Raw genomic sequence first — 21279 nt, 5'->3', positions numbered from 1 at the left:
CCACCGCCACCTCCCCTCGATGCGTTCGGAGTGAATATCGCTGTTCAGCCCAACTCCGAAACGACCCGGTGATCGGTCGGCCGTTGGGACTGGGCCACCTGCGTGTTCCGTCGCGCCAGTCCCCAGATCGTCAGCGCGCACAGTGAGTACAGGGCGCCGATGACGCAGGACGCCCACCATCCGTGAGTGCTGTAGGCCCAGGCGGTGGTGAGTGCGCCCAGTGCCGAACCCAGTGAGTAGAAGGACATGTACGCGCCGATGACGGTGCTGGCGTGGGATGGGTGTGCGGTGGTCAGGAGGTGCTGGCTGCTGACGTGGACGGCCTGCACCGCGAAGTCGAGCAGGACGATCCCCGCGATGAGGAACCAGAGGGTCGGCTCGGATTGGGCGATGAGCAACCAGGACACGGTCAGCAGCGCCAGGGACCAACCCGAGATTGCCTGGGCGCGACCGGAATCGGCCCAGCGTCCGGCGCGGGACGCACCCAGGGCTCCGGCGAGTCCCGCGAAGCCGAACAGTCCGATGGCCGTGCTGCCGAAATGCCAGGGGGCCGCACCGAGCGGGAGGGCCAGGCCGCTCCACAGGGTTCCGAAGGCGGCGAAGAGGAAGAACGTGATCAGGCCCCGGCTCAGGAACAGGCGATCGGTGCGAACCAGGTGGACCATCGATCCGAGCACTCGAAAGTACTGCGCGCCAGCGGTTCTCGGGTCCGGTACCAAGGTGGCGCGGGCGGTCACGGCGAGTAGCAGGCACAGCAGGGCGAGCAGTGCGTAGACCGCGCGCCAGCCGATGGTGTCGCCGAGCGCGCCCGCGAGAATGCGGACGCCGAGAATGCCGAGCACCACTCCCGAGGTGACGGCCCCGATGGTGCGCCCACGCTCCTCGGGTGCTGAGACGGCGGCCGCGTAGGCGACGGTCACCTGCACCACCACCGCGAACACGCCCGCGGTCGCGAGTCCGATCACCGCGACCACGGCGTTGGGCGCGACCGCCACCACCGCCGCGCCGAGTCCGGTGAGCGTGAGTTGCGCACCGATGAGCCGACGCCGGTTCACCACATCACCGAGCGGGACCAGCAACACCAGCCCGGTGAAGTACCCGATCTGCCCCGCCGCGACCAGCCATCCCAGTGACCCCGCGGCCAATCCCAGGTCCCCGCCCGCCTTTTCGAGTACCGGCTGAATCGCGTAGATGGTCGAGACGGCCACCGCGCACACCAGTGCCAGGGTGATTCGCTGCGCTCTCGAGATTCCTGTCGTCACCACGCCTCCCAATTGGTAGCAAAACGAAACCATTGCGAGCTTAGGTATGATCGGTTTCGAATTGCAACCGATGGCGAGGAGGGGTGATGACCGCGACGCTCGGCGCGGGCCGTGCCTGGACCGATCCGACCTGCCCGGTCGCCCGCGCGGTCGACCTGGTCGGTGATCGCTGGAGTCTGCTGATCGTGCGCGACGCCATGGACGGCGCGGCCACCTTCACCGAGTTTCAGCAGCGCCTCGGGATCGCGCGCAATATCCTGGCCGACCGCCTGCGCAAGCTGGTCGAGCACGGCATTCTCACCACCAGCACCGCACCCGGCGGCAAGCGGCACAGCTACGAATTGACCTCGGCCGGTGCGGATCTCTTCACCGCCATCGTGGCGCTGCGGCAGTGGGGGGAGCGACATGCCTTCGCCGCCAATGAATCCCGATCCGCGCTGCTGGATCTCGACGGTCGTCCGGTGGCGGAACTGCGGCCCGAGAGCCCAAAGGGTGAGCGGCTCACCGCTGCCACGACGAAGGTGCGAAAGGTCGACTGACGCAGCGGAATACCGCTACGAGATGTAGGCAATCAGTTCGTCGATGTAGGCCCGGAACAGCGTCGCCATATCCACGTGCTCGGGGTCGACGAGCCATTGCAGTTGCAGTCCATCCATCATCGCCCACACCTGCCGGGCGACGATCGCGGGATCGATATCCGCGCGAATACTGCCGTCGGCCATGCCTGCCCGCAGCGCCGCCGTCAGATAGATCTCGAGATTGCGATAGCGCTTCAGCGCCCACTCGTGCGCGGGATGATCGGCGGTCACGGCCTCGCTGGTCAGCACGGTGAAAAGCCGGACCAGTCCGGGCACATGCATATTGTGATCGACCAGCTGCGCCAACCGCAGCAGCGCGTCCTTGCCGCGCAACTCCTGCTCGAAGCCCAATCGGTCGTAGTCGAGCCGGTCGCGATAGTCGAGCACCGCCGACAGCAGCGCGGCCTTGTTGGGGAAGTAGTGCAGCAGTCCGGGTTGCGACAGCCCGCAGCGTTCGGCGATCTCGGCGATGGAGGTGCTGCGATAGCCATTGTCGGCGAAGGCCTTCAGCGCCTCGTCGATGATCTGCTCGCGGCGGTCGTCACCCCGCTGGCGGCGTCGAGGGTGAGGCGTCATGTGATGGGACCATAGTCAAGGCGGTTGATCAGGCAAAATCCAGCAATGATAACGAATAGATAACAGTACCTAACGACCACTCGGTAAACTGGGGTTCCGCTGGCACACTCGTGCCAGCCGTACAGGGCAGTACGAGGGAAGGATTGCCGATGAGTCAGGCCCCGATAGCGCCGATCACGCTGCGCGGAGCCGCCGGTCAGCTGGCCGGATGGCAGATCGAACCACCCGCTGACGCACCGCCGCGCGGCACCGTGCTGCTGGTGCCGGGCTTCACCGGCTCCAAGGAGGACTTCGAGGGCGTGCTGCCGCCGCTGGCCGCCGCCGGGTATCGCGCGCTCGCCTACGACCAGCGCGGGCAGTGGCAGTCCGAGGGGCCGGACGACGTGTCGGGCTACACCATGGCCGATTTCGTCGGCGATCTGCAGGGCGTGGTGGATCAGATCTCCCCGGACGAGCCGATTCACCTGGTCGGGCATTCCTTCGGCGGCTACGTCTCGCGCGTCGCGGTCACCGAGCGCCCCAAGCGTTTCCGCTCCTTCACCCTGCTCGCGTCCGGCCCGTCCTCGGTCGAGGACATCAACTTCCCGCCACCGCAGCTGGTCGCGCAGATGGTGGAAGCCGGTGGGCAGGAACTTATCTGGCAGCAGATGAGCGCGGCGATGTTCGATGCGGGCCAGACGCTGCCGCCCGAGCGCATGGAATTCCTGCACAAACGCATTCTCCAGACCAAGAAGGCCAATATCCTCGGCATTCTGAACTGCATGACCGAGCCGCCGCTCAAAGATCCGGCGGCGCTGCGGGATTCGGGCGTGCCACTGCTGGTCGCGTACGGCGACACCAATGATCTCTGGGCGCCCGAGGTGCACGAGCGGTTCGCCAAACAGCTCAATGCCAAGACCGTCGTCTTCCCCGGTTCCGGTCATGTCCCGAACGAGGATGTCCCCGAACAGCTCTCCGCCGCGCTCGTGAACTTCTGGAAGGAACTGCCGTGACCGACATCGACGATCTGCTCGCCAAGCTCGACCTCCCGGCCAAGATCCGCCTCATCTCCGGCGCGAACTTCTTCCGCTTCGCGGGCGAGGACGGCATCGCCCTGGCCGAAATGCCGGTCTCCGACGGCCCTTCCGGCGTGCGCGGCGAGCAGTGGGACGAGCGCGACCCGTCGGTCAGCCTGCCCTCGGGCACCGCCCTGGCCGCCACCTGGGACCGCGACCTGCTCACCGAGATCGGCGCGCTCATCGCGGCCGAGGCCCGCCGCAAGGACGTGTACGCGGTGCTCGGCCCTACCATCAACCTGCATCGATCCCCTTTGGGCGGACGGCATTTCGAATGCTTCTCCGAGGACCCGCTGCTCACCGCCGAGATCGCCGACGCCTATGTGCGCTCGGTGCAGGCCCACGGCGTGAGCGCGTGCCCGAAGCACTACGTGGCCAATGATCAAGAGACCGAGCGCTTCACCGCCGATGTCATCGCCGACGAGCGCACCCTGCGCGAGCTGTACCTGTACCCGTTCGAGCGGTCCGTCGAGGCGGGCGCGTGGATGATCATGGCGGCCTACAACTCCGTCAATGGCGTCACCATGACCGAGAACGACCTGCTCGACGAGCCATTGAAGGGCGAGTGGGGCTTCGACGGCGTCGTCGTCTCCGACTGGACCGCCGTGCGCTCCACCCTGGGCGCGGCCAAGGGCAATGACCTGGCCATGCCCGGCCCGTGGGAGCTGTGGGGCGCGCCCCTGGAGGCGGCCGTCCGCTCGGGCGAGGTGCCCGAGTCGGCCATCGACGACAAGGTCCGGCGCATCCTGCGATTCGCGATCCGCGTCGGCGCGTTGAACGGCACGCCCCGACCGGTCCCGGCCTTCACCGACGAGGCCGCGCAGCGCGTGGTCCGCGCGGCCGCCGCCAAAGCCATGGTGCTCGCCGCCAATGACGGCGTGCTGCCCCTGGACAAGCCCCAGCGGGTCGCCCTGCTCGGATCCGCCGCGGCCGAACCGCGTTTCATGGGTGGCGGCAGCGCGACGGTGATCCCGGCGCACACGACCTCGCCGTTGCAGGGCCTGTCCGAGGTGTTGCCGGTGGTCTACACCCCGGGCGTGCACCTGAGCGACGCCATGATCCCGGTCCCGCTCGAGTTGGTCACCGATCCGGAGACCGGCACGGCGGGCCTGTCGCTGCGCTACCTCGACGGCGACACCGTCCTGGACACCGAGCACCGCACCGCGGGCAGCCTCATGCTGTTCGGCAATCCGAATGCCCTGCGGGCCAAGGCCATCGAACTGCGGGGCCGCCTGCGCGCCGATGTGGCGGGGGAGTGGCGCATCGGCTTCGCCGGTGTCGGCACCCTGACCCTGTCCCTCGACGGTGCGCAGGTCCTCGAAGAGACAGTGCTGCCCGAGGGCACCGACCCCGTCGAGATGCTGCTGAATCCCCCGCAGCGCTTCGTGACCCGCACCCTCGCGGCAGGTGACGAGGTCGATGTCCTCGTGCGCATGGTGCCCGGCGGCGGATTCCCCGCCATGGGCATCACCTACGCCATCGGCCGTCCCCGCCGCCCCGCCGACGAAGAGTTCGCGGCCGCCGTCGAATTGGCGCGCGAGTCCGAGGTGGCGATCGTGGTGGTCGGCACCACCGAGCAGATCGAATCCGAGGGCTTCGACCGCACCACCCTCGCCCTGCCGGGCCGCCAGGACGAACTGGTGGCCGCGGTCGCCGCGGTGAACCCGCGCACCATCGTGGTGGTGAATTCCGGTGCGCCCGTGGAGATGCCGTGGCGCGACGATGTCGCCGCGGTACTGCTCACCTGGTTCCCCGGTCAAGAGTTCGGCGCGGCGCTGGCCGACGTCCTCACCGGCGCGACCGAACCCGGCGGCCGACTGCCCACCACCTGGCCCAAGACCATGGCCGACGTCCCGGTCCTGAACACCAAGCCCGGCCCCGACAATGCCCTGCCCTACCCCGAGGGCATCCACATCGGCTACCGAGCCTGGCTGAAATCCGGTGTGGCCCCGGCCTACCCCTTCGGCCACGGCCTCGGCTACACCACCTGGGAGCTTTCGGACCTGAAGGTCTCCGGCCGCACCGCCACCGTCACCGTCCGCAATACCGGCGACCGGCCCGGCCGCCAGGTGGTCCAGGCCTACCTCTCGCGCGAGAACAGCACGGTCGACCGCCCGGTGCGCTGGCTGTCCGGCTTCGCCGTGGTCGAGGCGGGCGCGGGTGAATCCGTCACCGCCACCATCGAATTGCCGAAGCGCTCCTTCGAACACTGGACCGACAAGGGCTGGGCCATCGAACCCGGCTCCTTCACCCTGCACGTCGGCGCCTCGGTGACCGACCTTCCCCTCACCGCCGACATCGGCTGATTCACCTCGACAGCAACGGATTCCGGTCGACCACGGCCGGAATCCGTTGCTATCCACACGCTCTGGATTCCCGTGGCTCATTTCGAAGCCGACGCCGTCGGCCAGCTGTCCTCGCCCGTCGCACCCTCCTCCCGCCGTCTGCTGCCGCTGCTGTTCGCCGGGAACGCCGCCATGTACGCGCTGTACGTCGGTGTCGGCAGCGTCCTGCTGCCCCTGCAGATCGAGCACATCGACGCGGCGTCCAAAGTCGCCAATCTCGGTGTGGTGGGCGGTGTCGCCGCCCTCTTCGCGACCGTGTTCAATCCGGTGGCCGGTGCGCTGTCCGACCGGTCGGGGCGGCGCAATCCATGGATTCTCGGCGGCGGACTGGCCGCGGTCGCCGCCATGGCCTTGCTCGGCGGTGTGCGCACCGTGCTGCTGGTGGCCATCGGGTGGTGCGTGGGGCAGGCCGTCATGAACATCTATCAGGCGGCGCTGACCTCCGTTGTGCCCGACCGGATTCCACTGCGGCAGCGCGGCGTCGCCTCGGCCGCGGTGGGTCTCGGGCTGCCCGTGGGCTCGACCATCGGGGTATTGCTCGCCTCGGCGTTCTCACATCATTACCAGCTCGGCTATCTGGCACTCGGACTCTTGGTCGCCGCCGCGGCCGTCCTTTTCACCTCGGCGGCCCGCGAACAGCGCATGCCCCCGAAACAGCCGATGCCCTTGCGCGCCCAGCTCGCGACATTCCTGAATGTGCTGCGCGAGCACGACTTCCGCTGGGCGTTCATCGGCCGCGCGCTCCTGGTTCTCGGCTACTTCGCCGTCACGAGCTATCAGCTGTATATCCTGCAGGATCACATCGGCCTGCCGTCCGGGTTGGAGCCGTCGAAAGCGGTGGCGATCCTGACACCCATTTCGGCTGTGGCCATGACGGTTTCGACGGTCGTCGGCGGTGTGCTTTCCGATCGTCTCGATCGCCGCAAACTGTTCGTCGGCCTGTCCGCCGCGCTCGCCGCCGTCGCGCAGCTGATTCCGCTGCTTTCCCCGACCTGGCCCGGCATGCTGGCTTTCGCCGCCGTGAGCGGCCTGGCCTTCGGCTGTTTCATGGCCGTGGACACCGCGTTGGTCACCATGGTGCTGCCCAAGGCCGAAGACGCGGCCCGGGATATGGGTGTCCTCAATATCGCCAATGCGGGTCCACAAATCATCGGGCCGTTCGTGGCGTCGGCGGTGGTGAGCCTCGGTGGGTATCCGCCGCTTTTCCTGGTGGGCGGACTGCTTTCCGTCTTGGGCGCGGCCGCGGTGCTGCCGATTCGCGCCGTCCGCTGACATTCAGTGCCGCAGTTTGTTCTCCGGCTGGGGATATCGGTACACGCATGCCAAGATCATGTAATATCTGGCGGCACTGAAAGGGGCTGGCCAGCAACCTTTTTGCACTCTTGATCGACGGTTCGGCGGTAGGGGGTATTCGGGGGGCTTTGCTCGAGGACTTCACCGATCGTGCACGCGATGGATGACGCCGCCGTTGCCGTCCTCCGCGACGTGGTGACCACAGGATTCCGCAGCCTCGGCTGCCGTTCGCACAAAAGGAATCTAGAGTGTCCGAAAATTTCCCGGATCATCCCGCCGCTCTTTCCTCCACGCCCACGGACCTTTCCCTGCTCTTGCGTCCGTCTCCGCCCGGCGCGCCCACCGATATGGTGCGCATGCATCCGCGCAATGGGTTCCTGCTGTGGGCCGACCTGCCGCCGGTGCTGGTGCTCGGCAGCTCCGGCGGCTCGGGTGCGACCACCACCGCCCTCGGCATCGCCGGTGCGGCCGCCTACGACTACGGCGAACATTCACCGATCGTCGTGGACGCCACCACCACCGGCGGTGACCTCGCCGCCCGCGGCTGCGACACCATCGATGCCGCGGGCACGGTGCAATCGTGGCTGAATATGACCCACCGCAGCCTGCCGTCCAGCGTCATCGACAGCTGCGGCGAAAACAGTTCCGGCGTGGGCGTTCTCCCGCGTGGGCCCGAGGCCCTACCCCGCCGAGAAACCTACTCCTCCGTCCATCGAGACCTGGTCGAAGCCGGGTGCCTACCCGTCTACGACGGCGGCGCGCCGGTCACCAACCGCATGGTCGCCCCGCTGCTGTGCGACTCCCGCATCTCGCTGGTCATCACCCTCGCCGCCCGCCCCGACGCGGTCAATCGTCTCAAGCCCGCCCTGATCTGGCTCGACGACAACTACAGCCAGTACCACCTGGCGGAAGCGGTCATCGTCGTCACCCGCCAGCACCCGAAGGACGGCCCCCTCGTCACCGACCACGTCCGCAAATACCTCGGCGATGTGGTCCGCGCGGTAGCCGAGATCCCCTACGACGCCCATCTCGGCGCGGGCGGCCCGATCAGCTGGCGTCGCCTCGCCCCACCCACCCGATCCGCCTACCGCCAACTGGTCAACCTCATGCGCTGACTCTCCTCAGCGAGGTGGGCGCAGGAGTTTCATCGCGGCGTTCTTGACCGGGGCGGGGACGCGGTCCTTCATCGCGAGGGCGGTGGCGGCGGCGCGGGTGCGGACCGGAGTGCCGCGGCCGAACATTCGGTTCAGGGGGCCGCCGGAGGGGGTGAGTTCGACGTGCAGGGGTGGTTTGGTGGTGGCCGCGCCGAGCGCGCCCGCGATGACCATGCGCTGGATTTCGCTGGTGCCCTCGAAGATGGTGTACAGCTTGGCGTCTCGATACCACTTCTCGACCGGATGGTCGGTGAGGTAGCCCCAGCCGCCCAGGGTTTGGATGGCGCGTTCGGTGGCCTGCACCGCGACCTCGCTGGCGGCCAGCTTCGCCATGGAGCCCTCACCGCGCTCGAGGCGCACGCCATTGGCGGCCATCCAGGAGGCGCGCCAGGTCAGCAGGCGCGCGGCGTCGAGGCGGGTGGCGAGATCGGCGAGAGGGAACGCGATGCCCTGGTGGTCGATGATCGGCGCACCGAAGGCTTCCCGGCGGGTGGCGTAGTCGGTCATGTATTCCAGTGCGGCCCTGGCGATTCCGAGCGCCTGCGCGGCGACGAACGGGCGGGTCTGCTCGAAGGTGCCGAGCGTGGCCGACGCGGCGCGGCCATCGCCGCGGGCCCGCGCGTGCGCCTCGGCCAGGTCGTGCTCGAGCTTGTCGGTACCGCCGAGCAGATGATCGCCCGGCACGCGCACCCGATCGAACTTCAGCTCGGCGGTGTGCGAGGCCCGGCAGCCGAGTTTGTCCAGCTTGCGCACCATCTCCAGGCCCGGCGTTCCACCGGGAACGGTGAACAGCGCCTGGCCCCGGTGCCCGAGCTCCTCGTCCACCACCGCGTTCACCACATGCACATTCGCGATGCCGCCATTGCCGATCCACATCTTGTGACCGTCGATGATCCAATCCCCGCCATCGCGAATCGCGCGGGTGCGCAGATTCCGCACATCGCTGCCGCCCTCGGGTTCGGAAATGGCGAGCGCCGCGAGCTTCAAATCACCGGGCGTGCCGAAACATTCGGGCGCCCACTGCAACATCTGCTCGGGAGTCGCGGCCTGCCCGATCGCCGAGAGCGCCAAGGCGGGCATGACGATCGCCAATCCGATTCCCGCGCAGCCCCAGAACATCTCCTCGAGAAACATCGGCAGCGACAACCCGGTCCGATCACCGATGAGATCGCGATAGAACAGCGGACTGTAGAAGCCGCGCTCGGCGGCCTCCTCCAGCACCGGCCACGGAAACTCCTGGGTCCGGTCGTACTGCGCGGCGACGGGCCGGATGCGGTCTTGCGCGAATTCGTGCACCCGCTCGACCAGGTCGTGCTGCGCCGCCGTGGGCGTCAAGTCGAAGGTCACGACTTTCCGATACCCGCCCGGAGCCGATCGACACCTAGAGCGACATCTTGCCGTTGTCGACGGTGTAGATCGCGCCGTGCACGGCGGCGGCCTCCTCCGAGCAGAGGAAGGTGATGACATTGGCGACCTGGGCCGGATCCATGAGCCCGCGGGCGGCCGCGATCTTCATGATGAGCGAGTAGTCGGGGTCCTCGGGGAAGGTGAAGTTCTGGACCATCGGGGTGGTCATGCCGCCCGGGCAGACGGCATTGATACGGATTCCGGTGCTGTCGAATTCGAGGGCCATGGCTCGGGTCAAGCCAATGAGACCGTGCTTGGCGGCGCAGTAGGCGGCCGAGTAGGCCTGGCCCTCGACACCCGCGATGGACGAGACGTTCACGATGGCTCCGCGGCGATCGAGGAGGTGGGGGAGGGCGGCCCGAGACAGAAAGAAGGGCGCGCTGAGATTGACGGCCAGATCGTGCTGCCAGTCGGCGTCGGTGACCCTGGCGGTGTGCTGCATCGTATGCGCGCCCGCGGCATTGACCAGGATGTCGAGTCCGCCGAAGCGCTCGACGCAGGTCGCCACCACCTCGGCGCAGGCGGCGGGATCGGTGAGATCGACCGCCAGCCAGGCATTGTCGGTGCCGGCGAGCGCCGCGGCGAGCCGCTCCTTGTCCCGGCCCACCCCGAAAACCCGGGCCCCGCCCGCGCTCAGCGACCGCGCCACCGCCTGCCCCAGACCTGAGGACGCGCCGGTCACCACCGCGACCTTGCCCTCGAACCGCCCGCTGCCAGCCATCTCCGACTCCCATCGATCTGTGGGTGGCCACAATACCGCCCACAATTAGAACGGGTTTCAGTTTGGCCGGATGGGTTCAGAGCTTCTTGAAATAGCGGGCGACGGGCAACTGGGTGAAACCGGCACGCTCATAGGTTCTTCGGGCCGGGGCATGACCCGGATCGCCACCCGTCTCGACCATGGCCACCGGCACCTCCTCATCTTCGAACCACTCGATCGCCGCCTCGGTCAACGCGCCGCCGAGGCCGCGGCGTTGCTGATCGGGGTCGACCGCGATCATGTAGACCTCGCCGAGCCCGGGATGCAGGCGCGCCGCGACGAATCCCGCGACGGCCGAGTCGATCTCGGCCACCCACACCCGCATCCCCTCGGTCTGGCAGGTCGCGCGCACGGCTCGCTCCTGATCCGCGCGCCAGTCGGCGTGCAGGAGCGAGAAGACGCCGGATTCGCCCAGTACGTTCTCCAGCGAGGCGAACACCGGTGCCCACGCCCGAAGCGACAGCGCTACAACGGCATCCAGATCGGATTTCTCGAATTCCCGAATGACAGGTCGCATCCCCGCATCGTGACACCCGACGCGGCTCAGCCGCCGTTCTTTTCGAGCAGCAGGCTCAACACGTTCGGATATTGATCCGGAAAGTCCATGGGGACGATGCCGTAGTGATTCGCCTGCCCGCGATGCGCGGTGAGATAGGACTCGACCTTGGGCATGATCGCGCCCGCGTTGTCCTTGGGCCAGGCGCTGTCGGCGAAGCTGGTGAAGTTGATGTATTGCAAGGTATTCGCCGGATCGGCGGCGGCCTTGTCGAAGCAGTCCTTGACGTAGCCGAACTTGTCGCCGCCCGAGGAGCCGAAATTCGAGGAGCCGGAATCGAGTCCGGCCAGGCCGTGATCCTTGTAGCGGTCCTGGAGATAGAAATGATCATTGGTGAAGACGCCATTGTCGCCGCTCGGCCATTGCAGACAGCCCAGGGAGTTGGCGAATTGGGCGATGAGGATCACGCGGCCGCGCACCTCGCCGAGCGCGGGGATGCGATTCTCCATCCAGAACAGAGACCGGTATCCCTTGGTGTCGAGGTACCCGTTGAAGATTCGCTCGAAATTCGCGCCCACGTCGTTATTGGTGCCGTCCTCCATCTTGACCCGCATGATGAGCACCTCGGCGGGGTTGTGGGACAGGAAGATTCGGCACTGGTCGAGCACGGCGTCGAAGGTGATGCCCTGATAGAACCCGCTGTGGTAGATGCCGAACGAATCCGCGGTGTGATCCTGCAGGCCATTGCAGCGGATATCCAGAAATCGGATGCCGTGCGCGAATTGATCGGGCAGCGACCAGTTCTGGGTGTGCGCCCACTCGGTGCCATTGGCCGGATCGGTGCAGCAGGAGTCGTGGGTCCCGGGGATGGTCATGCGCAGCAGCGAGGTGGCGTCGGGCAGCGCCGACATCCAGGCCTGGGGCGGCGCGGCGACGGTCCGCGCGTGCGGAACGGCCTGGGCCGTCACGCCGGTCAGGGCGGTGGCCGCGGCGGCGGCCAGGGTGGTGCGGGCGAAGTCTCTCCGGGACAAGCTCATAGAGCGGGGAGCCTAACCTGGACGAGAGACCAAGATCGCCGATTCGCCCGAATAGCCGATCACTCGGATTCGATGGTCACCGTGATCGTGGTCCACCCGCCCACATGAATCCGATCGCCGGGCCGCAGCCGCACCGGCGTCTTGGGCGCGATCGGCTCCGGGCTGTCATTGAGGCAGGTGCCATTGGTCGAACCCAGGTCCGTGACGGTCACCCCCCCGGCATCCAGATGCAGGATGGCGTGCGACCGCGACACCGCGATATCCGCGGGCGCCACCGACAGATCGATATCCGGATGCACCCCCTGCGACACACTCCGCTTCCCGATCAAAACATTGGGCCCCACCAACGCAATTCGCCGATCCGGGTAATAGTCCGGAAAATCCACCCGCTCCAAATCCGGCCCCTTCTGCGCCCGCATCCGCGCATAGTGCGCCGGATCCGCCGAAATGGTCGCGACCCAAACCCCCGCACCTGACCCACCCGCCCCGCCTGGACCACCCGCGCCATCAGCTCCGCTGGGCAGGTTGATCTCTGTCACGTCCGGCGGTCGGTTGTGCTCGGAGTGGTTCGGTTCGGGTGGGGTGGGGAGGGCGGAGTCGTGGCCGCAGTTTTCGCAGAAGCGGCCTTCCGATGGGGTGCCGCAGTTGGGGCACAGGGTGGGTAGTGGGGTGGCGGTGGGGGATTGGCCGTTGACCGGTGCGCCGCAGATGTCGCAGTAGTCCGTGGAGGTGGATTCGTGGCCCTCGGTGCAGTACGCCATTACGGCTCCTTGCGGACCCGCGCGGTCTTGGTGGACCGCACGTCGAGGGCCATCTCGTCGACGGGGTCGACCTTGTTGCGCAGGCGGATCGTGCCGGTGCGCTCGTCGACCACGTCGACGACGCTGCGTAGGAGTTTGGCGGTGTTCTCATTGCCGGATTCGGTGGCGAGGTGGTAGGCGCGCTGCAATTTGGCCGTGGCCGTGGCGAAGTCGCCCTGTTTGCGGGCGGTCAGGCCCTCTTGGACGGTCTGGGCCAGTTCGGCCTGCCCGGTGTAGTGGGCGACGCGGCGACTGATGCGCGCCGACTTGTCGGTGTCGGTGGTCCAGGTGGCCTTGACGAGGCCCTGCCCGAGAATCTCCCCGTCGGCGAGCACGCTCACCCGGGCCGCCAGCTTCTCCCGGTCCGGTGCGGCGGGCTCCAATTCCAGCTGCACGTGGTAGTCGCGATCCTCGGCACCCCAGGCGCCCAAGGGATATTCACCGACCTGCGGGTTCACCTCGGTGCGCCGCGCGGTCAGATCCTCGATGAACGGCGCGACCTGCTTGACGAACACGATCTTCGCACCCACCGGCGTCCACATCCGCAGGGTGAGTTCCGGAATCGCCTTCGCCAGGGAGGTTTCCATCATGGCCGCGAAGTCCTGGGCCAGCAGGTCGGGGGTTTTCACGATATCGACGGTGCCGTGCAGCGCGGAGGCGATGGCGCGCAACTCGTTCGGCTCCCAGTCCGCCCCGACGCCCCGGCAGTCACAGGTGAAAATGCCCTTGGACAGCCGGATCTCCTCGGCGAGCCGTTCCGGCGTCTCGTGCTCGTTCTTGCCGTCGGTGAGCAGAATGGCGTGCACCATCGCCCCCGGATGCTGCTGTGCGATCAGCCGCGACAGCCCCAGCCAGGTGCCGATGGCGGTGCCGCCGTGCGGCGACAACTTGTCCAGTGCACGACGGGCATTCGCGCGCTCGGTCCGGCTCGCCACGGCCGAGGCGCCCAGCCGCGGATACACCACCTGCGCCTTGTCGGTGCCCTCCACGATGGCGAACCGCGTCCCGTCGGGCATCACATCCAGGGCCGCGAGGGTGGCCCGCCGCGCACCCCCGAACTTGTCGGCACTCCCCATCGACCCGGAGGTGTCGATAATGAGAATTTCCACCCGGTCCTGCGGCGGCGCGGCCACCACCAGTTCATCGGTGGCCTCCACGGTGACGATGGCGTCGACCGTGCGCGCCCCCTCGGCGAGGTATTCGTTCTGATCGACGGCGACCGAAAGGCCTTGGTGCTCAGCGGAAGTCACGGTGTGTCTCCTGATGTTCGGGACGGTACGGGTACGAGGGCGACGGTGATGTTGTCCTTCCCGCCCGCCCCCAGGGCGTGCTCCACCAGGGCGCGCGCCGCCGGGAGGGCGGGCAGGCTGCCGGTGAAGCGGGACAGGGCCGCCGCCTCGGGGAGGTAGTTCCACAGCCCGTCGCTGCACAGCAGCAGCACGCCGGGCTCGGTGGTGTGCAGGCTGCGCACACAGCTGGGCGACCACTGGTGTTCGCTGTCCGCGCCCAGCCAGCGGGTCAGCACGTGGGCGTGCGGGCCGTCCATGGCGGTTTCCGCGTCCAGCAGGCCGTTGTCGACCATGGCCTGGGCCAGCGAGTCGTCGACCGTCAGGCGCTGGGAGGTGTCGCCGTCGCGCAGCCAATAGGCCCGGCTGTCACCGACATTCGCGACGGTGACCTGCGCGCCGCCCGCGCCGTCGAATTGCACGATGGCCGAGACATAGGTGCAGGACGGGGATTTGCCGTCCGGCGAGCCGACGGCCTTGACCGCGGCCGCCGCGGCGTTCAATCCGGCCATGACGCAGTCCTCGGCCGACCGGTCCTCCGACAAGGCGGACAGGCAGGCGTCCAGCCCCGCCCGCACCGCCGCGCCCGAGGCGGCCTGCGGGTCCTCGGAGGTGGACACGCCATCGCACACCGCGATCACGGCCGCGGCCGGACGCTCCGGATTCCCGCCCTCGACGACCGCCGCGGCGACGGAATCCTCATTGCGGGCGTGCAGTAGTCCGCGATCGGTGATCACGCACACCGGGCCCAGATCGGCCTCGAAGCGATCGCGCTCCGGCCCGAGCTCACCGCAGCTGCTGCAGTAGCCGTCGGGGTCGAATTCGCTGGCGCCGCAGCCGGTGCAGTCCGGCGCGGGGCTGGTTTCGAAGGTGGCGGTGGTGCCCGTGATCGGGTCCAGCCGGGCATTGCGGGCGGCCTCGGCGACCGGAACCGTGGACCCGTTGCCGGGCCGGAATTCCTTGGGCGGCAGGGCGATCAGCCGCACGCCGAGCTTGCGGCCGCAGGCCTCGCAGAAGCGGTCGGTGTCGGCGGCGAAGGTGCCGCAGCTCGGGCAGCGTATTTGTCGGCCCTGGTTAGGCGTGGTCACAGCACCGTCCTCGGGCGCACGGCATTGGCCTGCTCCACCAGGGCGATGCGCTCCCACATGTCGTCGGTCTCGTGCGCCAGGTCGCGATAACAGCGTTCCAAACCGGTGCGTACCCCTTGTTGATCGAGCGACACCCCCAGCAGCGGGGAGTGGTCGGCGGGCACCCTGCCCAGGCGCAGCCAGCGCAGCGCCGCGTCCAGGACCCCCATCCGTGCCCGGGCGGCACGGCGTTTCGAGTCCACCGTGAGGTTATCGATGCGCTTGCCCGCATCGCGAACCAATTGTTCGGTGAGCTGAGCCGGATCCTCCACGGCCAGCAGGGTTTCCACGGCGGTCACCCCGGCCTCGGTGTGCACCGCCGACGCGGCGTCCACCTGATCGAGCACCTCGACCGCCCCGGCCCGATCGTCGACCGCCCGCCGCACCCGCGCCGCCCCGAAGGCCGCGCTGGTGAAGGTGCGGTCGGTACGCCACACCATGTCGTAGAACCGGGCGGCGCGTTCGCGTGCGGGAGCGGGATCGGCGCTCGTCCCCCGGGCCGCTCCGGACACCGCGCCATTCCCATTGGCGGTCACCGGTTCCGACCGACTAGCGGTGGACGTTCCACCGGGCTGGCCCGTGGCGCTGCCGCTCAGCACGGGCACCGAGCCGATGCCGGTGGGTGACATCGGGGTTCCGTCGGGAGCCAGGGCACCGGCCGCGACGGCGGCCATGAGTTCGGCGGTGACGGCCAGCGCGAGTTTGGGGGCCGCCTCGCCGGGGAGGGCGCTGTAGAGGGCGTCGAATTCGGCTGCGGCGGCGGGATAGTCGCGTTGCAGGAGGCGGGCCTGGCCCGCGAACCAGGTCAGTCGCCAGTCGCCGGAGAGGGCGTCGGTGACCTCGTCGAGGCGGCGCAGGGCCTCCTCGGCATCGCCGAATTCCAGTGCGGCGCGGATCAATCGGAGCGGGATCTCCACCGATTCCTCGCGGCCGGTGACCACCGAGGCCAGACCCGCGGTGATCTCGCGCTCCAAATCCTCGGGGGTGACCGCGCTGGTGGAGGCGAGCAGCGCCGCGCCGCTGTCGGCGGGATCGACCAGGGGGACCGGGAGCGCGGTGATGATCGCGCGCGGATCCTCGGGAACCCGGTCGCCGACGCCGAAAACCGCACGGGGCGGGCCGAATCGGGTGGACAGGCCCGGCCGGGGCCGACCGTCGTCGATGGCCAGGATCTCACGCAGAATGCCGGTGAGCTGGTCGCTCATCTCCGTCATGGAGGTGAAGCGGGCGTCGGGATCGATATCGGTGGCGCGCACCAGGAATCGGTACAGCGACTCGTAGCGGGCCATGAGCGGCTCGGTGTCGGGGCCGGGCAGCGGGCCGAGTTCGCCGTTGAGTGGCGGGATGCGCATGATGAGCGCGGCCAGGGTGCGGCCGACGGTGTAGACCTCCGAGGCGACGGTCGGGCCGGTGTCGGCGATCTCCTTGGCCTGATAACCCGGTGTGCCGTAGATGGTTTCGGTCTGATCGTGCAGGCCGATGACCGCGCCCAGGTCGATGAGCTTGAGCTGCTCCTCGGTCTGCATGACATTGTCGGGCTTGAAATCGCAGTAGGCGAGCCCACGTTCGTGCAGGTACTCCAGCGCGGGCAGCATCTCCAGGATGTAGGCGATGGCGCGCGCGGGCGGCAGGTACTGCTGATCGGCCGTGCGCTGTTCGCGCAGCAGCTGTTTCAGCGATTTGCCGCCGACGTACTCCATGACGATGTACCCGACGGGCTTGCCGTCCGGCCCGGTGTCCTCGGCGAAGTTGTAGATCCGCACGATATTCGGGTGATCGACCTGGGCCAGGAAGCGCTTCTCCGCCACCGCCGCCCGCATGGCGTCGGCGTCACCGGTATTGAGCAGGCCCTTGAGCACCACGGGTCGGTCGTCGACCTTGTGGTCGACGGCCAGATAGATCCATCCCAGCCCGCCGTGCGCGAGCGGGCCCAGCACCTCGTACTGTCCGCCGACGATATCGCCGCGAGACAGCTTGGGAGTAAAGGAGAAATGCGTGCCGCAGTGCGGGCAGAACCCCTCCGTGCGCCCGGGCTGCCCATTGCGGCTGCGCCCCACCGGCCGCCCGCACTTTCCGCAATCCCGGTGATTCTCCGGCACTTCCGCGGTGGCCAGTACGGCCTCGCTGGGATCCTTGCGCGGCACGGACGGCACCTTCACCATCCCCGCGCCCAGCCGTCCGCGGCTACCTCCGGTGGACCCCGACCGCCCGGTGCGCACCGACCGCCCACTGCGCGACGCCCCACTCCGAGTTGTCGACCCTGCACTCATGGTCGACCCCGTACTTGCGCTCGACCGCCCGGTATCCCGCGCGGTCGTGGCCATCGCCGACACCGGCGCGGGCGCACTGCCGCACACATCGCAGTACCCGTCGACAATCGTTCCGGTACAGCCAGGTTCGGCGCACTTGCCCGGATCCGCCACCGATGCGGCAGGTCCGCCAGCCGCTGAACGCCCGGTGACGCTGCCACCGCGACTCAGCGTGGCGCTGCCACCGGGTCTCGAGGTCGCGCCACCACCCAGCGCGGTGCCGCCAGCGCCGCTCGGGGTCGCGTCGCTGCCGGAGGCGGTCGCGGTATTCGAGCCGGGCGCGGTTCCGCAGACCGTGCAGTACCCGTCCTCGATGGTCCCGGTGCAGCCGGGTTCGGTGCAGTTCATGATCGCCTCCCCGATTTCTGCGCGATGAGCTGGCGGTAGTCCGTGATGGCGCGGGTGACCGCGGCGAGGTCGCAGGGGCGGCGGGACAGCAGACCCGCGGCAATGCGGCTGGCGGCCAAGACATCGTGGTCCTCGCTGACGCCGAGGCGGGCGGCCTTGGCGCGGTAGCCGTTGAAGCGGCCCTCGAGCTCGAGGCGGCGGTCGAGCAGGCCCTGGGCGAGGCGCTCGTGGTGGGTCGCGGTGTCGAGGGCGCGGGCGAGGCGTTGCCGCAGCTCCCAGAGGGCGGCGGGCTCGGGCGAATTGGCTTCCAGGGCGGTCAATTCCGCGCCGTAGACGGCACTGTCGTCCGGATGCCGGGGCAGCGGCGCGGCCAGAATCGTGCGCTCGACCTCGACGCGGGCGTGGTCGGCCCGCTCGTAGGTCTTGTGCAGCGCCTCCACCCGCGAGCGCACCCGATCGACCGCGCCGTCCCAGTCCGTCGACATGGCCCGCAATTCGGTGAGCACGGTGGCCGCCTCACGCATGCGCCGCGCCAGCTCACCGAGCCGATGGTCCAGCGCATCCGGCCCGAGCGCGAGCGGATCGGTGGCGACCTGCACGGCGAGGGTGTCCATATCCTCGGCGAGCGCCCGCAATTCCGGAATCGAGGTGCCGAGCCGGTCCAATTCCGCCTGCAGCGGCGCGATATCCGACATCACCCGGTGATTGACCGCCTCGACCGCGTCGAGCACCTGCACCACCGTCGGGAACGCGGCGCGCATCCGATCCAGCATCTCGACAATGCCGATCAACTCCACCTGTTCGCGCGGCCCGCTCAGCGAGCGCTGCGACATGGGAATCGTATGCCGCGCCACCTCGACCGGCTGCCCGCGCAGCAGGCGCGTGATCTCTTCCCGATCCAGCGCGTCCAGCCGTCGCCGCGCCCGCGCCGCCTTGGCGCGATCCAAGACGGTCCCCAACCGACCGAAGTCCTCCCACATCAATTCCAACGCCGCCCGCGCCGGGGCCCACCGCTTTTCGGTGACCCCGGTCGGCGGGAACCGGCGCAACAGCACCAGCCCGGGATGCTTGTCCAATTCGACCAAGGTCGCGGCAATGGTCTCGATTTCGCGTGCCCGGTCGGCGATTTCGCGATCTATTTCGGCGACGGTGAGAATGTGCCCAGGATTCCCGTGCATGGCCGACTCAATCGCTGTACCGGGCGGCCGGGGGACCAGTGGACGGGCCGGAGCCGCTCAGCCACTTGTCGTAGAGCCGCTGCCAGGTGCCGTCGGAGCGGATCCGCTCGAGCACGCCGTTGACGAAGCGCACGAAATCGGTGGCCTGCTTCTGGATTCCAATCGCGAAGGCATCGGAATCCATGGCCGGACCGACCAATTCCAGATTGGGGTCCTGCACCCGCAGTCCGTCGAGGATCGGCGCGTCGGTACTGGCGGCGTCCACCTCACCCTGCTGCAACGCGGTCAGGCAGTCGAGCCAGTTGACCATTCCAATCACGGTGGGTTTCTGGGGCAGTGCGAAAATCGCGTCCAAGGTGGTGGACCGATAAACTCCGCACACCTTCTTGCCGACCAGATCGGTGGCCGAGTGGATCCCCGAGGTCTTGGTGACCAGAAGCCGTTGATCGGCAAGCAGATACGTGGTCGAGAACTGGACGTCGTTGCGTCGGGCGCAGGTGGCAGAGAAGGTCTGCACCACCATGTCGACCTTGTTCTGGACCAGCACCGGTGCGCGATTGGCCGATTCCGTGGGATTGAGCTCGATCCGGTCGGGATCGCCGAACAAATCGCGGGCGACCTCCCGGGCGATGTCGATGTCGAAGCCCTCGATCTGCCCGGTCGCGGGATTCCGGTAGCCGAAGTGGGTCTGGTTCTGGTCGACGCCCACTCGCAATTTGCCGGTGGCCACGATCGCCGCCATTGTCGACCCGGCGGGCATGGCCCCGGGTTGCGGCTGCGGCCCCGGCCGCAAGCTCGCGGTCGGATTACAGGATTGGTCGCCGCGTTCACTGGGCCCGGGTTGCAGCACGGTCGCGCCGGGCGGCAGCCGATTCTCGCTCGGCAGCTGGAAGGGCGCGGCGTCCGGCGTCGATCCGCAGGCCGCGGCCAGCAGCGCCACCGCCCCCAGCAGCAGCATCCGCATGCGCGTCTTCACAGGAACTCCTTCAACCGCGGCCACACCCCGACGACAATGGCGGCCGCCGCGGCCAACAGCAGCGCCAGCGTGCCAATGGGGCTCAGGGTGAGGGCATTTCCGGCCGTGTTCACATCGTCGCGCACTTCCTGGCGCGTGCGCTCGAGTTCGGTCTTCAGGGCGGTGTCCAGGGCGGTGAACTGTGCCGCCGACCCCGCGCCGTCGGTCTTGATCGACTGGTCGACCGCGCCTCGATAGTTGTTGGACAGGTAGGCCGCCACTTCCTTCTGATGCCCGTCCTGCCAGCCGGAGAAGGCCTTGGTGGCGGGCGAGTCGGTGCTCAGCAGTCCGCTCAGGTCCGAGCGCAGCTGCGCGCTGCTGGCGGCGAAGCGCTTCTCGCTGTCGTCGAGGTTGCCGCGGGTGATGAGTTGCAGCGTCTCCTCGGTGCGGGCCTGCTGGGCGAGAATCCGTGCCTGCGCGAGCTTTTCGAAGCGGGCGGTGGCCCCGGTGTCGATGGCGGCCGATGCGGCGATCGTGGTGGCGGCGATCCACAGCAGCGCGAGCACGGTCAATCCCGCCGCCGCGGCGACGCCCGCGTTGACCCAGCGGTTGGTGCGGCGCAGCAGGATCCAGGAGCCCGCGCCGCAGGCGAGCAGCAGCACCAGCAGCAGACCCGTGGTCCACAGCGGCAGGCCCTTGATGGCGTTCTGGTCATCGTGCAACTGGTTCAGGCGGATCTTCTCGAGCTCGGCCGCGTTCTTCAGGATCGAGCTCTGCATGAGCGCCGAGGCCTGCCGCAGATAGGCCGAACCGACCGGCAGGCCTTGGCGGTTATTGGCCCGCGCCGCCTCCACATCGCCGGTGTAGCTGGGCAATTCGGCCGAGATCCGGCCGAGGATCTCGCGTGTCTCGGTGTCCGACGCGCCGGTGGTGGCCTCGGCCAGCGCGGCCGCGGCGTCGGTGAGCGCGTTCTCGTAGCGGGTGCGCACCTCGGCCGATTCGATGCCGCCGGACAGATAGGCGGTCGAGGCCGCGGCGTCGGCGGTGGAGAGTGCGACATAGAGTCGTTGCGCGGCGTTGGCGAGTGGCTCGGTGTGCGCCAGCACGGTGTCGTGGCGAGAGATCCTGGCGCCCTGGGCATTCGCCGACACCAGTCCGGCGATCAGAGCGAGCAGTGCGAGGGCGGCGCCCGTCGCACCGATGACGCCGGGCGCGGTGCGCGCGAAGCGTCGCGTCCACTGCGCGGCATTGCGCATGGTCGCCGGAAGACGACTCCTCAACTCCATTCCCCCGTTTCGAACCGGCCGGTGCTC

General features: G+C 68.5%; 19 protein-coding genes. 6 read left to right on the top strand and 13 right to left on the bottom strand.

Annotation, left to right across the window (positions count from 1 at the left end; translation table 11 throughout):
- Positions 1 to 44: 44 nt before the first annotated feature.
- Positions 45 to 1262, bottom strand: a complete 1218-nt coding sequence (locus VMT40_RS30475; protein ID WP_326362521.1) for an MFS transporter — start codon at positions 1260 to 1262, stop codon at positions 45 to 47.
- 86 nt (positions 1263 to 1348) lie between these two features.
- Between VMT40_RS30475 and VMT40_RS30470 the strand changes: the two genes are divergently transcribed.
- Positions 1349 to 1801, top strand: coding sequence for a winged helix-turn-helix transcriptional regulator (locus VMT40_RS30470; protein WP_326362520.1), 453 nt, complete (start codon positions 1349 to 1351; stop codon positions 1799 to 1801).
- 15 nt (positions 1802 to 1816) lie between these two features.
- Here the strand turns inward: VMT40_RS30470 and VMT40_RS30465 are convergent, their stop codons facing one another.
- Positions 1817 to 2416, bottom strand: coding sequence for a TetR/AcrR family transcriptional regulator (locus tag VMT40_RS30465; protein ID WP_326362519.1), 600 nt, complete (start codon positions 2414 to 2416; stop codon positions 1817 to 1819).
- A 149-nt stretch (positions 2417 to 2565) separates the two neighbouring features.
- Between VMT40_RS30465 and VMT40_RS30460 the strand changes: the two genes are divergently transcribed.
- The 4 genes from VMT40_RS30460 to VMT40_RS30445 all read left to right on the top strand — a co-directional run bounded on the left by VMT40_RS30460 (position 2566) and on the right by VMT40_RS30445 (position 8224).
- Positions 2566 to 3408, top strand: coding sequence for an alpha/beta fold hydrolase (locus VMT40_RS30460; protein WP_326362517.1), 843 nt, complete (start codon positions 2566 to 2568; stop codon positions 3406 to 3408).
- Positions 3405 to 5777 carry a beta-glucosidase gene (locus VMT40_RS30455; RefSeq protein ID WP_326362515.1) on the top strand — a complete coding sequence of 791 codons (2373 nt, stop codon included), beginning with the start codon at positions 3405 to 3407 and terminating at the stop codon, positions 5775 to 5777. The genes VMT40_RS30460 and VMT40_RS30455 overlap by 4 nt, the downstream gene beginning before the upstream one ends.
- Before the next feature lie 72 nt (positions 5778 to 5849).
- Entirely contained in the window at positions 5850 to 7088 is a 1239-nt protein-coding gene (locus tag VMT40_RS30450; RefSeq protein WP_326362513.1) for an MFS transporter, read from the top strand.
- A gap of 269 nt (positions 7089 to 7357) precedes the next feature.
- Positions 7358 to 8224: a MinD/ParA family ATP-binding protein gene (locus tag VMT40_RS30445; RefSeq protein WP_326362511.1), complete on the top strand. Its 867-nt coding sequence runs from the start codon at positions 7358 to 7360 to the stop codon at positions 8222 to 8224.
- Positions 8225 to 8230: 6 nt separating this feature from the next.
- On the opposite strand, the gene VMT40_RS30440 is transcribed toward VMT40_RS30445, so the two are convergent.
- The 8 genes from VMT40_RS30440 to VMT40_RS30405 form a co-directional block, all read right to left on the bottom strand.
- Positions 8231 to 9610 (bottom strand): acyl-CoA dehydrogenase family protein, encoded by a 1380-nt coding sequence (locus VMT40_RS30440; RefSeq protein WP_326362509.1) that lies wholly within the window; start codon positions 9608 to 9610, stop codon positions 8231 to 8233.
- A 34-nt stretch (positions 9611 to 9644) separates the two neighbouring features.
- Positions 9645 to 10391, bottom strand: a complete 747-nt coding sequence (locus VMT40_RS30435; RefSeq protein ID WP_326362507.1) for an SDR family NAD(P)-dependent oxidoreductase — start codon at positions 10389 to 10391, stop codon at positions 9645 to 9647.
- Between the two features lie 76 nt (positions 10392 to 10467).
- Positions 10468 to 10947 carry a GNAT family N-acetyltransferase gene (locus tag VMT40_RS30430; protein ID WP_326362506.1) on the bottom strand — a complete coding sequence of 160 codons (480 nt, stop codon included), beginning with the start codon at positions 10945 to 10947 and terminating at the stop codon, positions 10468 to 10470.
- Between the two features lie 26 nt (positions 10948 to 10973).
- Positions 10974 to 11963: a phosphatidylinositol-specific phospholipase C gene (locus VMT40_RS30425; RefSeq protein ID WP_326362505.1), complete on the bottom strand. Its 990-nt coding sequence runs from the start codon at positions 11961 to 11963 to the stop codon at positions 10974 to 10976.
- A gap of 59 nt (positions 11964 to 12022) precedes the next feature.
- A complete protein-coding gene (locus VMT40_RS30420; RefSeq protein ID WP_326362503.1) occupies positions 12023 to 12724 on the bottom strand; it encodes an FHA domain-containing protein in 702 nt (233 codons plus the stop codon).
- A complete protein-coding gene (locus VMT40_RS30415; RefSeq protein ID WP_326362501.1) occupies positions 12724 to 14013 on the bottom strand; it encodes a vWA domain-containing protein in 1290 nt (429 codons plus the stop codon). The genes VMT40_RS30420 and VMT40_RS30415 overlap by 1 nt, the downstream gene beginning before the upstream one ends.
- Positions 14010 to 15137, bottom strand: a complete 1128-nt coding sequence (locus VMT40_RS30410; RefSeq protein WP_326362499.1) for a protein phosphatase 2C domain-containing protein — start codon at positions 15135 to 15137, stop codon at positions 14010 to 14012. The genes VMT40_RS30415 and VMT40_RS30410 overlap by 4 nt, the downstream gene beginning before the upstream one ends.
- Positions 15134 to 17320 (bottom strand): tetratricopeptide repeat protein, encoded by a 2187-nt coding sequence (locus tag VMT40_RS30405; protein ID WP_442790078.1) that lies wholly within the window; start codon positions 17318 to 17320, stop codon positions 15134 to 15136. The genes VMT40_RS30410 and VMT40_RS30405 overlap by 4 nt, the downstream gene beginning before the upstream one ends.
- Between VMT40_RS30405 and VMT40_RS39435 the strand changes: the two genes are divergently transcribed.
- Complete coding sequence (locus VMT40_RS39435) at positions 17283 to 17861, top strand: hypothetical protein (RefSeq protein ID WP_442790077.1); 579 nt, start codon at positions 17283 to 17285, stop codon at positions 17859 to 17861. The two genes, VMT40_RS30405 and VMT40_RS39435, sit on opposite strands and share 38 nt — an antisense overlap.
- Here VMT40_RS39435 and VMT40_RS30400 read toward each other — a convergent pair.
- Genes VMT40_RS30400 through VMT40_RS30390 form a run of 3 tightly spaced genes read right to left on the bottom strand, consistent with a single transcriptional unit; the run spans position 17830 to position 21246 of the window.
- Complete coding sequence (locus VMT40_RS30400) at positions 17830 to 19011, bottom strand: hypothetical protein (RefSeq protein WP_326362498.1); 1182 nt, start codon at positions 19009 to 19011, stop codon at positions 17830 to 17832. The two genes, VMT40_RS39435 and VMT40_RS30400, sit on opposite strands and share 32 nt — an antisense overlap.
- A gap of 7 nt (positions 19012 to 19018) precedes the next feature.
- Positions 19019 to 19987 (bottom strand): glutamate ABC transporter substrate-binding protein, encoded by a 969-nt coding sequence (locus VMT40_RS30395; RefSeq protein ID WP_326362497.1) that lies wholly within the window; start codon positions 19985 to 19987, stop codon positions 19019 to 19021.
- On the bottom strand, positions 19984 to 21246 hold the full coding sequence (locus VMT40_RS30390; RefSeq protein WP_326362496.1) for a hypothetical protein: 1263 nt from the start codon (positions 21244 to 21246) through the stop codon (positions 19984 to 19986). The genes VMT40_RS30395 and VMT40_RS30390 overlap by 4 nt, the downstream gene beginning before the upstream one ends.
- Positions 21247 to 21279: the final 33 nt, after the last annotated feature.

Source organism: Nocardia sp. CDC160, assembly GCF_035818795.1.
GTDB lineage: Bacteria > Actinomycetota > Actinomycetes > Mycobacteriales > Mycobacteriaceae > Nocardia.
This window is presented reverse-complemented; position numbering and strand designations above follow the sequence as displayed.